Raw genomic sequence first — 14,569 nt, 5'->3', positions numbered from 1 at the left:
CCTTTTTCTGTTTTTGCATAGATTATTACAATAATATGATTACATTTGTTGGAGATAAAAGCCTAATCGTATGAAAAGATTCGCATTAATGATAAGTTTGCTGGTAAGCATACTTTGTATGGCACAAGCTAAAGACAGAATCGTAGAACGTCCTCCCTTTTTAGCTCAGAGTTCCTCAAGTATAGAGGTAGACAAAATTGTCATGAGTGACACAGTCACCACTGTGTATATCAAAGCTTTCTATCGGCCCAAATACTGGATAAAGATCGCAACCGGCAGTGTACTGAAAGACAATAATGGCAACCTATACCCTGTCCGAAAGGGAATCGGCATTACACTGGACAAAGAGTTCTGGATGCCCGAATCCGGTGAAGCCGAATTCCAATTAACTTTCCCACCCATCCCTCAAAACGTGACTTGCCTGGATTTCTCTGAAGGAGACTTTGAGGGAGCATATAAGATATGGGGCATACAGCTGGACAAGAAAACATTCAGCAAGTTCAGACTGCCTAAAGACGTAACAGTCACCAAAGCAGACCATAAAACGACGCTGCCCGAACCTGTTGTTAAATACGCCAAAGCGGTCCTCAAAGGAAGAATCCTTGACTACCAAAAAGGGATGCCCAACAAAGGCAGTCTTTATTTTCAAGATGTAATAAGAGACGAAGCTCAGGAAGGAAAAATCCGCATTCAGGATGACGGAACGTTTTATCATGAGATGAATGTCTTCATGGTCACCCCATGCATGATCAGGTTTCCTTTTGGAGCTGTCAGCTACTTATTGGCACCGGGGGAAACCACTTCAATCGTTATCAATCTTCGCGAAAATGCCCGCAAGCAGTCACATCTTCGCCAAACAGAAAAACCATACGGAAAAGAAATCTATTACGGAGGATATTTGGCCGGAGTACAGCAAGAACTGGCTGATCATCCTATGAGTTTCAGTTTCATTGAAGGCAATAGCTATGAAGAATACCAACAACAGATTAAAAAGCTGAATGGTAAAACAGCAGAAGAATACAAAGCTCAAATACTTGCCCGACTCCCCGAGTTCAGAAAGCAAATCACACAGTCGAAAGGAAGCCCAGCATATAAGGAGATTATTAATACTGACCTCGAATTGTCTGCCGCACTAAAGATTATCGAAACTGAAAGGAACTTGAAATTAGCCCATATCATGACGAATGGACTGGAAGGAGAAAAAGCAAATAAATACTATGCCGAGACTAAGATTGATATCCCGCAAGGATATTATGAAAGTCTTCAGGACTTCACCTATATCCTTTCACCCAAAGCCTGTTACAACAGCAGATACCCGATACTGTTTGACATCATACGCCGTATAGGCATAGATGATAAGATTCTTAAAAGCCTGAGCAATCATACAGCTACCGGTTATTTAATACAAAATCTGAAGGCACAGATAATTGGAGTCTCCATGAGAGACCTCAATCCACTTAACGATGAGCAGAAGTCAGAACTGGCAACTATGCCCGCAGCATACAATGAGATGGCTCTGGCTATGAACAATGATCTGCTGAAACAAATAGAAATCAACAAGAAGAAAACAGGATTCACCGTTAATGAGACAGGAGAAGTTTCGAATGAAGATTTATTCCCTTCCATTATCTCCAAATTCCGGGGACATACGCTATTAGTTGATTTTTGGGCAACATGGTGTGGTCCATGCCGGTCTGCCAACAAACAGATTCTCCCGATGAAAAAAGAACTGAAAGACAAAGACATCATCTACCTTTACATCACAGGTGAAACGTCTCCGCTGGGAACCTGGAGAAACATGATTCCTGACATTCACGGAGAACATTTCCGTGTGACGGATGAACAATGGAGCTATCTGCGCGAGAAGTTCAGTATCCGGGGCGTTCCTACTTACTTTGTCATTGACAAAGAAGGAAACATCACTTATAAACAAACCGGATTCCCAGGAGTGGACACCATGAAAGAACAATTGATGAAAGCATTGGAAAAGTAGAATCACCAATCGCAAAGTAACAACAAGCTATACCAATATACGATAAGATAAAACAACCTCCCAATGACAGACAAAAGTACATCATCGGGAGGTTTTATATTTAAAGTAAATAAGAGCACTTATTTGTGCATCTCTACAATCTTAGTCGGTGCCATCTCCACATTCCGGCGATCTACCTGACGAACTACGCTGGCAGCCAATGACAAGAAAGCGCGACCAGTTACCGTATCTTCATCCAGCGCCACCGGAGTACCATTGTCCCCACCTTCGCAGATACTTTGCACAATAGGAATCTGACCGAGCAGAGGTACATTCATTTCTTCTGCCAATTTCTTGGCTCCTTCCTTACCAAAGATATAGTACTTATTCTCCGGCAGTTCGGCAGGTGTAAACCAAGCCATATTCTCAACCAGTCCTAAAATAGGTACATTCACTTTATCATTCGTAAACATATTGATTCCCTTGCGGGCATCCGCCAGCGCTACCGCCTGCGGAGTACTAACAACAATTGCCCCCGTCATTGCCAACGTCTGGACAACGGTCAGATGAATGTCACTTGTGCCGGGAGGAAGGTCAATCAGGAAATAATCAAGATCACCCCAATCGGCATCGCCAATCAACTGCTTCAATGCGTTGCTCGCCATACCGCCACGCCAGAGTGTAGCCTGATCCGGATCAACGAAGAAACCGATAGAAAGCAGTTTCACACCGTATTTCTCTACCGGAATTATCAAGTCACGTCCATCGATCTTTTCCGCATACGGACGGGCATCTTCCACTTGAAACATCTTCGGCATGGAAGGACCGAAAATGTCAGCATCAAGCAAACCGACCTTATAGCCCAACTTAGCCAAAGCCACCGCCAAATTTGCAGATACGGTAGATTTGCCTACCCCTCCCTTACCGGAAGAGATACCAATTATATTCTTTACTTGCGGAAGCAGTTTGCCCACTTCCGGACGGGCTGCCTGCCTGCTTTCCGTTGTTATAGTTACCTGTACATCCGGTGACACATATGTATGGATAGCTGTTTCAGCAGCCTTCAACATTGATTTCATGAACGGATCGGTCGGCTTTTCAAATATCAACGAAAAGCTGACTGCCATGCCATCAATGCGGAGATTGTCGGCGACCATCTCCGCTTCCACCAGATTCTTTCCCGTACCGGGATAACGCACCGTTGCCAGCGCATCCAATATTAATTTCGGATAAAGAGCCATAATTAGTTCAGAATTGAGAGTGGAAAGTTAAGAACTCCACTCAATTACTATTTATTACTTATTACTTGTCACTTATTACTTATCATTTGCTCGTTTGCAGTCCGCTCCGCTTGCTACGGTTGTAGCTACGATACGGATCAAGTTCTATTTCCACATCCGGTTCCTGCAAAACTCCCTCTTGCGGAAGGCGGAACTTGATATATTTGATATTTAAACCACGATCAAGCCATTGTTGTTCATAGTAAGTCTTAATACTCAGGATATCGTCTACCAAATCCGAATGATACAAATCTTCGGTGATAAACTCGACAGGAAACTGATTGGCTTCTATCATGTACTTTGTATAGGTGAACATAAAGTTACTGTCGGTTTTCAGATGGATGATTCCATCCGGTTTCAGGAATTTACGATAGCGCTCCATGAAGTAAGTGGAGGTCAGACGCTTGGTAGCCTTTTTCATCTGCGGATCGGAGAAGGTCAGCCAGATTTCACTGACTTCACCTGCTGCAAAAAAGCGTTCGATAATCTCGATATTTGTACGCAGGAAAGCGACATTCTTCATTCCTGCCTGCAAGGACTCCGTGGCGCCTGTCCACATTCTAGAACCCTTGATATCAACTGCTATAAAGTTCTTATCGGGAAACATCCGGCCCAGTCCGACGGTATATTCACCCCGTCCGCAACCCAGTTCGAGCACAATCGGATGATCATTTCCGAAAAACTCCTGATGCCATTTTCCCTTCATGTCAAAAGGCACATTATCCACCGCCGAATAAGGATATTCGAACACGTGCGGGTAACTCGCCATATCGGCAAACTTCTCTAATTTATTCTTTCCCATCTCATTACTGATTAGGACGCAAAGGTACTTACTTTTGGCGTAAACTACAAAAATAAATGGAGTACAGATTGCTCCGTACTCCATTCTATAGAATGATATTTATTCGCTTATTAGCTTTCTACAGTTACTTCTACATTGATATTAATACCGCCTTGCTGAGCTTTCAAATCTTCATAGAAAGCAGCGTGAGATACTTGCACGTAGGGTTGCAAAACGAAGAATCCGATACCGAAAGTAAAGAGGCAAAGGATAGCCCAACCGATGAAGCTCAAATCAAGCAGGAACAATTTCATCTTGTTGCCTTCCATCATTGCCATACTTCTTTCAATGGCAGCATTGTTACACAATTCAGGTTCGTCTTTCAGAATATAGTCCGTCATCGCATAAGAATAATGCTTAATGATACCCGGAATCAGCAACAGCAATGACCACAGGAAAGTATAAACAGCCTGCAGCAGTTTAGTAGTCAAGATACGACTATATTCCTGAAATCCTGCGAACAACACTCCCAAATCAACCTCTTCCGCTCCTCTGAATACAGCCAGCATCAAAATAGCAAAGCCGTATGCAACAGGCAGTCCGACCAACAAAGACCCGATCCATCCAATAAAAGGAATGGAAGACAAACCACCGGCGATAGCCGAATAAATAAGAGCAGCAACGGCTGCCATAGGCCACTTTCCACGAAGGGCTTCACGTGCTTGAGCACGCAACTCTGAATTTTGTTTCAACATAGTAATTACGCAATTAAAAGAGATTATACTTAAAGATCAATTATTCCACAATCGTCACCCAACCATGTGTATCCGGTTCGTCACCGTACTGAATGCCACGCAACTTATTATACAGTTTCGTGCAGACCGGTCCCGGCTTGCCGTCTTTAGAGATAACATATGACTTTCCGTTCTCCAAGTCATCAATACGCTGAATCGGGCTGATTACCGCAGCCGTACCGCAAGCGCCCGCTTCTTCAAACGTTTCCAGTTCTTCTTCCGGTATCGGACGGCGTTCTACCTTGATGCCCATATCTTCTGCCAACTGCATCAAGCTCTTATTGGTGATCGAAGGCAGGATAGAAGATGATTTCGGAGTAATGTACGTATTATCTTTAATTCCGAAGAAGTTGGCTGCGCCACACTCGTCGATATATTTCTTTTCTTTTGCATCCAGATAAAACTCGCAGGAATAGCCCAGATCGTGCGCTTTCTTGTTGGCACGCAGACTGGCCGCATAGTTACCGCCTACCTTGTAGATACCCGTTCCATGAGGAGCGGCACGGTCGAACTCGCGGATAATCACATACGGATTGGTAGAGAAACCACCTTTGAAGTAAGGGCCTACCGGAGTTACAAATACCACGAACATATATTCTTCGGCAGGATGTACGCCTACCTGGGCACTTGTTCCGATCAGTAACGGACGAATGTATAGAGAAGCACCGGTTTCATAAGGCGGAATGAAACGTTCGTTCAGCTTTACAACTTTCAGAATCGCTTCCTTGAAACGTTCGGTCGGCAGTTCGGCCATCAGAATGCCCTGACAAGTAGATTGCAGACGTGCCGCATTTTCTTCCAGACGGAAGATACGTACTTTACCGTCTTTGCCGCGGAAAGCCTTCAAACCTTCAAAAGCTTCCTGACCATAGTGCAGACAAGTAGCTGCCATGTGCAGATTGAGATGTTCATCACTGCTGACTTCCAGTTCGCCCCATGCGCCGTTACGGAAATTGATTCTCACATTGTAATCTGTCTTCATGTATCCGAACGACAGATTCGCCCAGTCTATTTCTTTCATATCGTTATGTATTAGTTTATTTTACGCTTTGATTCGCAAAAATAACTTTTATTATTCAGACTGCCGCCTTTCTTGCAACAATTTTTCGACTTCCCGATCCGCTTTTGTCAGTTTCTCGGTGCAAAAGGCAATAATTTCATTGGCTTCTTTTATTTTTTCGCTCAAAGTGTCGATATCCAGTTCGTTGTTGTCTATCTGACGGACTATCTTCTCAAGACGCTCCATTGCCTGAGAGTATGTTTCTTTTTTAGCTGCCATATTTATTGTATTTAAGATGAATAATAATGCTCATCGAGCCGGACTTCGGAAGTGAAACTTCCCTTAGCCAGACGGGTCACTAACTGGTCTCCGGGGTTCAGCGAAGCGGCATCCGTGACCGCTTTTCCGTCTTTCAGCGTGATGCTATATCCACGACTCAGCAGTTTGTCGGGAGAAGCATCCGCCACACGTTGCCGCAAAAGTTCCAGCCGGTGACGATGACGGGACAACAGGGTCTGAGTGGCTTGCGCCAAGTCTTTTCCGGCTGCCAGCAAGGCAAAGCGGGCATCTGTAAGTTTTCGGTGAACAAGGTTCGGGATGCGGGTCTGAATCATTCCCAGCCTCCGTCCTTCCTGTTCGAGCAGGGCATACGCCCCTTGTTGCAGACGGGCGGATAACTCTTCCAGATGATCTGCCGATTCGGTGATCCGGTGAATCAGAAGTTCGGCAGCAGCCGTCGGAGTCTTCACCCGGGTATGTGCCACAGAGTCGAGCACCGTATCGTCCCGCTCGTGACCGATACCGGTGATGACGGGCAACGGGAACTGGGCACAAGCGGCCGCCAAGAGGTACGTATCAAAACCGGATAAATCCGAAGTCGCCCCTCCGCCTCGTATGATAACCACTACATCAAACTCGTTCACCCGGTCATTGATGCGATCCAATGCAGCCAATACGGACTCTTCCACCTGATTGCCCTGCATCAACGCCGGAAACAGTTCGGTATAGAAAAAGAATCCGCCAGAATTGTGCTGCAACTGATGACAGAAATCTCCATATCCGGCTGCGGTGGCAGAGGAAATGACCGCTATACGTTGAGGAAGAACCGGCATTTCCAATTCTTTATTCAAAGTCAGTACTCCTTCTTCTTCGAGTTGCATGAGTATCTCACGACGACGGCGGGCCATATCGCCCAGCGTATAGGCAGGGTCGATATCGAGAACAGTCAGACTGTAACCGTAGAGTTCGTGAAACTGGACTGTTACCTTCACCAGGACTTTGATGCCGGAAGTAAATAACTGTCCGGTAGTTTCCTCAAAGTAAGGTTTCAGCAAGCGGTAGATATTACTCCAGATCATACCCCGTGCCTTGGCTACGAGATTGTTGCTGCGCGGGTCTTTCTGCACAAACTCCAGATAGCAGTGTCCGGTAGTATTGGAACGGACATCGCTCAGTTCTGCCTGTATCCAATATTCATCGGGCAGACATTGCTCCAGACTTCGCCGAACAAGCGCATTTAGCTCTAGTAGGGAAAGAGAATCCATAGGCATAATTAACGATAAATGAATGACACATTTCTATAATGAGATGCGAAGTTGATATAGCCTAACAACGAAGAATAGCGGACCGTTCGTTATTCTTTGCTCATTTGGTATGCTTTCCAGAGATCCGGAATGCCATAACCGTAGATGTTGTCCGGAAAATCGGATCTGTCGCCTACGCTGCGCACCAGTTCGATCACTTCTTTGGCGGTCAACTTCGGGCAGGCCTGCCACAGGCAAGCTACCATTCCGCACATGATAGGAGAAGAGAAAGAGGTTCCGTTGGCCAGACGAAGATTACCGTCTGTGCCCACTATATCCGCCTTGAGGCCGACTGCTACGACATCCGGTTTCACACGTCCGTCGGCAGTATTGCCGACAGAAGAGAACGGGGCCAGTAACTTCTTCTTATCAATAGCACCTACAGTCAGTACATTCTCGGCATCGCCCGGAGGAGTGATTTTCTTCCATGAGCCGCTGCCAGAGTTACCGGCACTGCAAACGAGGACCATACCCTTATCTGCCGCCTTCGAAGCCTCCCTTGACATCAGTGCATAGTGTCCGTTCAGGTCACGGTAACGATAGTTCTTGGTCGGGTCGTCAAAGGTATAATAACCCAGTGAGGTATTCACAACATCCACGCCCACACTATCGGCAAATTCGATGGCTGCCGCCCAATAATCCTGCTCTACCAAATGCTCGGAAGCCTCATCCTCACTGCGAAGCAACCAGTAGGAGGCTTCCGGTGCGGTGCCGACCATGACATTCGGCTGATTCATTGCCATACAAGACAGCACTGACATACCGTGGTTGCTTTCGGCATAGATGTCCGCTTCGGGGTTCACAAAGTCGCGTGTTCCGAGTATGCGGATATTCTTCATCGCTTCGATTCTGTCCGCATTATGAAATCCGGCGTCGATAACGGCAATCGTCATGCCCTGCCCCTTGAATCCGGCATCGTGGAGAAGGTTGGCTCGGCTCATTTCAATCTGAGTGATAGCGGGCCCATACAGGCTGTCCGAACGCTGCGGATCATTGATCAGCGAATCTCTTTTGGTAACTGCCGACACTTTTCCCTGCCACACTTTCTCGGTGGAACGGACAAAAGGCAGTTTGGCTATTTCATCGATCAGCATACTGTCATTGCAGGAGACTGTAACGAAATTATCCCATTTTCCAGTGACAAGCACATGGACGCCTTTCTTTCGTATGGCATCTACATACTTCTTGCATACCGGCAAGTCGGTAGAGTCGATAGCCAGCTTCTGTCTCAACCTGCGGTCGATGGATTTTCTGGAAAGGAACTCCTCCGGTTGCTGGATGGAATAAGTGGTTGCAGCCTTATCTGTGAGGCTGATCCGATATTTCAAGGTATCGGTAGAGGTAAATTGAGCAGATGCTCCCACCGCTGTAGTCAGGATCAATGCCGCTAATACTAATCTTTTCATCTAAATCTCTCTATTTATTTTATTCTACAATTTGTCTTTATTCTCTATGATCACCAGTCCGATCCCCCGCTGCGAAGCGATAAACGCACCGCCAAGTACCCGCCGTCCATCGTAGAACACGGCAGACTGACCGGGGGCAACAGCCGAAGCCGTCTCAAGGAAACGCACCAACAAGCGTCCGTCTTCGAGGCGTTTCACCCGACAAGGTATCGGTCGGCTGCGGTAACGGATTCTCACCGCAAGATTCTCACAAGAGAACAATTCTTGCTCATCTACTATCCGGTCTTGTTCCGCCAGCATATATTCCGTCTGCAGTTGTTCGGCATCTCCCAGCATCACTGTATTCTTCTGCGGATTGATTTTCAGCACATAAGCGGGCTTGCCCAAGGCAATCTCCAGCCCTTTCCGCTGACCGATGGTATAATAAGGTGCTCCCTTATGCTGTCCCAGCTTCACTCCTTCGGAGTTGACAAACCATCCCGGACCGATCTCCGTATCCAGTTCCGGACATTGCTCGCGCAGAAAATCACGGTAATCTCCCCGAATGAAACAGACTTCCATGCTTTCGCCTTCCTTAGACTTCGCTTCATATCCTTTCTCCGCCAGGTACTCACGCACCTTTATTTTCGTATAGTCGCCCAACGGGAAGATACACCGCTTCAGTATATCCTGCCCCAGCCGCCATAGGAAGTAGGACTGATCTTTTTTATCATCATCTCCCGCTACAATATAGATGTGCCCGTTCCGCTCTTCCAGCCGGGAGTAATGTCCGGTCGCAATGTAGGCGCAGTCCAGCTTGTCGGCCCATTCCGCCAGTACACGGAATTTAAACAAGGGGTTGCACATCACGCACGGATTCGGGGTACGTCCTTGCTTGTACTCATCAATAAAGTTCTTCACGATGGTCTCTTTAAAAGGTATACGCTCGTCAGCCACATAATGTTCAATTCCCATTCGTGCGGCCAGTTCGCGGGCATCCTGGGGCTCGTCTCCCCAAACACGCATCGTGACTCCTACTATCTCATATCCCTGCTCTTGTAGCATAAGACAGGTAGCGGTACTGTCTATACCACCACTCATGCCGACCAATACTCTTTTATTTCGCTCTTTCATCCGAATTTCCAATCATTAGAAGAATACAAAAGTACAAGATTATAGTCAGACAGCCATAAAAAGGAAATGAAAAGTTTGCGTCCCCGAATGAATGAACAGGCAACAGCCCCATTGCCATCATCAGACAATCATTTCCTACTGTCTCTTTAATTATTCAAAACGGTTTAAAAATGATTCAAGATACTACTGACTATCATTCGGCGCAAATCCGTATGATTTGTAATCAGATGTATGAAAGAAGCATGGAGGACTTGACAAACCGCTTTTAATGTTGTATCTTTGTAAGTGTAAACCGGAAGCAAATTCAATAACATTGATAATATAGACGAAAAATGAGCAATAATAAGTATTATATAATAACAGATTGCAGGCATTCCCACTCCGGGTAATGCTTGTTGGATAGTCTGATACAAGCTAAGGGCTGCGATTCCTTATGGGAATTGCAGCCCTTTTTGTTGCTTAAAATGGATGTTTATTGCAGGAATAACGAAATTAGAGTTTATAATAAACTTGGAGGACGTTTATAATAAACGATGAAAGAATTTATTAATAAATGATTGGCGGTTACCGCATAATTAGTCAAAGTCTTTCGTATAGATGTGGGTGCTGATTTTGAAAGATTCTTTATTTTCTAGGTAAATCGATGAATTATTGCTACAATACTACCTTTCTCTTTTTGTGTCATTGATCTGAACACCTTATGATGTTATGAGAAGAATAATCTTCGGACTTAATTTTTATTTTCGCTTTATTAGCTATTAATGCGAATCAGCGGTTGATTCAAATCTGAATCGGAAACGAGTTAACTTCACCAACAGGCTTTATTCGAAGAAACTCCCGCCAAGGCTTGCTTTTCTGAAAGAAAATCAGTATATTTGAATTATACCAAAAGCGAGAACAATTATGGCTAATCCAAAATTACCGGGAATTTCCGAAAGCGAGCAAGCCTTATTGTATGCCAAACTGAATGAATACAACCGAGGCAGAGCCTCCTTTAAAGAGGCAGGGGTTTATCTGGTGGTGTTGCCCCGACCGGGAAAGCCCAACTATTCCCTTTGGCTCTACTCTCCCCTGCCCGAAAAGCAATCGATTCTCTATATACACGATTTATCTCCGGATATCAACGAGTCCCTGCGGATAGCAAGCACCATGTTTTATTATTCGCGACGGTGCCTCATCCTGATGGATTACAACGAGAAGAGAATGCAGAGCAACGGTGACGACCTCATCTTTTTCGGCAAATACAGGGGACACTTCCTGCACGAAATCCTCAAAGTCGATCCTGCCTATCTAAGCTGGATCGCCTATAAGTTTACTCCGAAGATTCCCAAACAGGAGCGTTTCGTCAAAATAGCGCAGGCATATCATTCGGTACATCTGGACGTGATGCTGCGGAAGAGCAAAGAGGTACGCCGAAAAAGCCGCTATCTGGGAGAAGTGAACGAGAAGCTGACGGACTTAAAGTTGAAAGTCATGCGGGTACGCCTGGAAGACGATCCGTATAAAACAAGAGTATACGGAACGACTCCGCAATTTTCGTCAAGCAGATACTGACTCTGAACGACGCCAGCGGCAACCTGGTGACGATGAGCATCCCATCAAAAACTCCCAGTGCGGTATCATGCACTCTATCCGGAATAGAGCATGAATATCGCCCGGGAGAAATTATATATGTAGCATCGGCGCGGGTGTCACGCCTGTTCGAAAGCTACGGTTCCAAATATACCCGCCTCAGCAATGTGAAGCTGGCAATAGTTAACGCTTGGTCCAGTCGTCTTTGACGAAACTTGCCGGATAGGTCACTTTGTCGACAATACCGTCTTTCTGACGAATCCAGGAAGTGAACGTGCGGGCGCCTTCATCAAGCACGATGATACGGGCACCGTTCGGCAGGTGATTGTATTCTGTATTTCCGCCTGTGAAACGACCGTAAGCCAACAGGATTCCTTTCCACATCACTGCATAATCATTGTCATGATCATGCCCCACGAATATTCCCATCACATCTCCGGACTCTTTCATGGCAGCAAACATGCCCGTATTCAGTTTCGGAGCACAGGCTTCTTCCATGCGGGTTCCGCGCAGGATGGCATTTTCGTCGGAAGCAGCTTCATTGTATTCCGGCACAGGAATGTGGAAGAAAGCAAGTGCCGACAATGGCTTCCCGCCGTTCTGTGCTGTATAGGCTGCGCTCTGCTGACGATACCAGTTGACCTGATCGAACGTGAGCCATGCGTAACCTTTCACATCCTTCAGCGGGGAGTAAGAATGAGAGTCCATGCAATACAGGATGGCTGCATCCTTCTTCGCATCAGAAGAGGCTTTCACGGTCAAGACATAATCCGGAGAAAGGACCGAGCCACGATCCGGCATCAGATTGCCGGGTACCTGACAGATGATGTCATATAGCTGTTCCCGCGTCATTCCCTGTTCATTATCATGATTGCCGAAAGTGACAACAAACGGCAGCTTACGCTTCGATACCTGTTCCAGCACCTGCAACATACCTTTATCTGCCGGAGCGGAATAAACGACGTCTCCGGTGAAGATTACAAAATCAGGTTGTTCTTCGTCGAGTACCTGATTAATACGTTCCAGTGCTATGTCGGAAGCGGGATTCTTATACTTGAAATGGACGTCGGTAAACTGTACGATTTTAAATTTACCATCTTTATTGAAGCGTAATTCGCTCTTTTGGGCGAAGCAAAAGACGGTCATACACAAAGAGACCAGTGCTAAGAATAATTTTAAAGTTCGATTCATACTATTTATTGTTTAAGGGGGTTAGTAATCTGCTTTGTCAATCCTTCTCTATCAACACGGTAGCATAAGCGGAAATACCTTCTTCCCGTCCAGTAAAACCGAGTTTCTCCGTCGTAGTCGCCTTGATCGAGATATCTTCCGCATCGATTCCCATGACGGTTGCCATCGTTTCCTGCATCAAAGGAATATGAGCTTTCAGTTTGGGACGTTCCGCGCAAATAGTCGCATCGATATTCCCTACACGGTATCCTTTGGTCGCAATTAGCTCTACCGTCTTTTTCAAAAGAATCTTGCTGTCGATATTCTTGTACTCTCCGGCAGTATCCGGAAAATGATAACCGATATCGCGCATATTGGCCGCTCCCAACAAGGCATCGCAAACCGTATGCAGCAATACGTCAGCATCCGAATGTCCCAACAACCCTTTGGAATGTTCCAGACGGATACCGCCCAGCCACAACTCACGACCTTCGACCAACTGATGTACGTCGAAGCCAAAACCTACTCTTATTTTCATAAACTATTTAATAAATGAGTCAAATAAAGAATATACGGGTCAACGTATGTAGAAGTCAAGCAGCTTTTCTCCTTCAAGATATCCCTGCAAGTGCTGACCGATACTGACCGGCCCTACTCCGGCAGGCGTGCCCGTAAATAGTAAATCGCCAATCTTCAAAGTCACAAACTGACTGACGTAAGCAATGATATCATCGACTTTGAAAAGCATATCGGCTGTACAGCCGCGCTGCACTTCCTTGCCGTCAATCATCAGATTGAAATTCAGAGACTGGATATCTTTGTAGCGGTCTACCGGAACAAAGGTGCCGATAGCGGCAGAAGAGTCAAAGCCTTTGCAAAGTTCCCACGGATTGCCCGCTTCGCGGAATTTTCGTTGCAGGTCACGGGCGGTAAAGTCAATACCTACCGTCAATGCGTCATAATAACGACTGGCAAAACGGGGAGAAATATTCTTTCCCAGACGGTTGATGCGTACTACAAGTTCCGTCTCATAATGTACTTCATTCGAAAAATCGGGGATAAAGAACGGTTTGCCATCTTTCAGAATAGCCGAATCGGGCTTCATGAAAATAACCGGTTCTTTATTTACGGATGTATGTCCCAGCTCCTGATTGTGCAGGGCATAGTTCATTCCTACGGCAATAATCTTCATTATTTGATTTCGTTAAAATTAAGGCGGTTGAACATCACCGCCAGATGAGCGTAAAGGGAGGTATTCTGTACCACTATGTCCTCAGGTACACGGATACGAAACGGGGTAAAGTTCCAGACTGCCTTGATTCCCCCGTCCACCATCATATCTGTGATGCACTGGGCAATCTCGATAGGAACGGTCAGCACGCCAATCTGCACGTCATATTCTTCCATCTTCTTCAGAAAGTCGTCCGAATGGTAGATAGGAATCCCGTTGAGGTTAGTGCCGACCAAAGTCGGGTCTACATCAAAAGCAGCCACAATCTCAAGCCCGAAATGCTTCAGACCGGAGTCCTGCAAAAGTGCGCCTCCCAAACTGCCGACTCCAAAAAGAAAAGCCTTATGTATCTCCGTAAACCCCAGGAAGTGCTCTAAAACCTCAATGAGCGCATCGACCTCGTACCCGACACGTGTACGCCCGGAGATATTCACATACGACAAGTCTTTTGCTATCTGTGAAGCGTCAATATTTATTTCCTTAGATATCTGCGTAGAAGAGACAAAACGTTCGCCTCTTTGCTTCAGCAACTTGACATTCGACAAGTACCAAGGCAGTCTGCGCAAAGTAGGCTCCGGCACTTTCGTACAATCTATCTGCTGTATCTTTTGGTTCTCGGCCATTTCTTTTATTTATTCAGGTTATAAGATTGACAAAAATACGTTTT

Annotated in this window: 13 protein-coding genes and 1 pseudogene; 2 read left to right on the top strand and 12 right to left on the bottom strand. The window is 45.9% G+C overall.

Annotation, left to right across the window (positions count from 1 at the left end; translation table 11 throughout):
- Window positions 1-70 precede the first annotated feature (70 nt).
- Window positions 71-1,993 carry a TlpA disulfide reductase family protein gene (locus HMPREF9007_RS17345; protein WP_032850264.1) on the top strand — a complete coding sequence of 641 codons (1,923 nt, stop codon included), beginning with the start codon at window positions 71-73 and terminating at the stop codon, window positions 1,991-1,993.
- 119 nt (window positions 1,994-2,112) lie between these two features.
- On the opposite strand, the gene HMPREF9007_RS17350 is transcribed toward HMPREF9007_RS17345, so the two are convergent.
- From HMPREF9007_RS17350 to mnmA, 8 genes are all read right to left on the bottom strand, one after another.
- Complete coding sequence (locus tag HMPREF9007_RS17350) at window positions 2,113-3,213, bottom strand: Mrp/NBP35 family ATP-binding protein (protein WP_008760817.1); 1,101 nt, start codon at window positions 3,211-3,213, stop codon at window positions 2,113-2,115.
- Window positions 3,214-3,295: 82 nt separating this feature from the next.
- Window positions 3,296-4,054 carry a tRNA (guanosine(46)-N7)-methyltransferase TrmB gene (gene trmB, locus HMPREF9007_RS17355; protein ID WP_008760816.1) on the bottom strand — a complete coding sequence of 253 codons (759 nt, stop codon included), beginning with the start codon at window positions 4,052-4,054 and terminating at the stop codon, window positions 3,296-3,298.
- Between the two features lie 110 nt (window positions 4,055-4,164).
- On the bottom strand, window positions 4,165-4,788 hold the full coding sequence (locus HMPREF9007_RS17360) for a DUF975 family protein (protein WP_008760815.1): 624 nt from the start codon (window positions 4,786-4,788) through the stop codon (window positions 4,165-4,167).
- Between the two features lie 40 nt (window positions 4,789-4,828).
- Complete coding sequence (locus HMPREF9007_RS17365) at window positions 4,829-5,848, bottom strand: branched-chain amino acid aminotransferase (protein WP_008760814.1); 1,020 nt, start codon at window positions 5,846-5,848, stop codon at window positions 4,829-4,831.
- A 51-nt stretch (window positions 5,849-5,899) separates the two neighbouring features.
- Complete coding sequence (gene xseB / locus HMPREF9007_RS17370; protein ID WP_008760813.1) at window positions 5,900-6,106, bottom strand: exodeoxyribonuclease VII small subunit; 207 nt, start codon at window positions 6,104-6,106, stop codon at window positions 5,900-5,902.
- 11 nt (window positions 6,107-6,117) lie between these two features.
- Entirely contained in the window at window positions 6,118-7,371 is a 1,254-nt protein-coding gene (xseA, locus tag HMPREF9007_RS17375) for an exodeoxyribonuclease VII large subunit (protein ID WP_016269417.1), read from the bottom strand.
- A gap of 89 nt (window positions 7,372-7,460) precedes the next feature.
- Window positions 7,461-8,816: a S8 family serine peptidase gene (locus HMPREF9007_RS17380; RefSeq protein WP_008760811.1), complete on the bottom strand. Its 1,356-nt coding sequence runs from the start codon at window positions 8,814-8,816 to the stop codon at window positions 7,461-7,463.
- Between the two features lie 24 nt (window positions 8,817-8,840).
- A complete protein-coding gene (gene mnmA / locus HMPREF9007_RS17385; protein WP_008760810.1) occupies window positions 8,841-9,929 on the bottom strand; it encodes a tRNA 2-thiouridine(34) synthase MnmA in 1,089 nt (362 codons plus the stop codon).
- A gap of 903 nt (window positions 9,930-10,832) precedes the next feature.
- Here mnmA and HMPREF9007_RS17395 point away from each other — a divergent pair.
- Window positions 10,833-11,710, top strand: a pseudogene (locus tag HMPREF9007_RS17395) (hypothetical protein).
- Here the strand turns inward: HMPREF9007_RS17395 and HMPREF9007_RS17400 are convergent.
- The 4 genes from HMPREF9007_RS17400 to HMPREF9007_RS17415 are packed head-to-tail and all read right to left on the bottom strand — an operon-like array spanning window position 11,685 to window position 14,525.
- Entirely contained in the window at window positions 11,685-12,692 is a 1,008-nt protein-coding gene (locus HMPREF9007_RS17400; RefSeq protein ID WP_008760808.1) for a metallophosphoesterase family protein, read from the bottom strand. The pseudogene HMPREF9007_RS17395 and the gene HMPREF9007_RS17400 overlap by 26 nt on opposite strands.
- 37 nt (window positions 12,693-12,729) lie before the next feature.
- Entirely contained in the window at window positions 12,730-13,209 is a 480-nt protein-coding gene (gene ispF, locus HMPREF9007_RS17405; protein WP_008760807.1) for a 2-C-methyl-D-erythritol 2,4-cyclodiphosphate synthase, read from the bottom strand.
- 39 nt (window positions 13,210-13,248) lie between these two features.
- Window positions 13,249-13,863, bottom strand: a complete 615-nt coding sequence (locus HMPREF9007_RS17410) for a fumarylacetoacetate hydrolase family protein (protein WP_008760806.1) — start codon at window positions 13,861-13,863, stop codon at window positions 13,249-13,251.
- Window positions 13,863-14,525: a redox-sensing transcriptional repressor Rex gene (locus HMPREF9007_RS17415; protein ID WP_008760805.1), complete on the bottom strand. Its 663-nt coding sequence runs from the start codon at window positions 14,523-14,525 to the stop codon at window positions 13,863-13,865. The genes HMPREF9007_RS17410 and HMPREF9007_RS17415 overlap by 1 nt, the downstream gene beginning before the upstream one ends.
- Window positions 14,526-14,569: the final 44 nt, after the last annotated feature.

Source organism: Bacteroides sp. 1_1_14, from assembly GCF_000162515.1.
Taxonomy (GTDB): Bacteria; Bacteroidota; Bacteroidia; order Bacteroidales; family Bacteroidaceae; genus Bacteroides; species Bacteroides thetaiotaomicron.
Note: the sequence above shows the minus strand (reverse complement) of the source record. Positions and strands in the feature narration are given on the sequence as shown.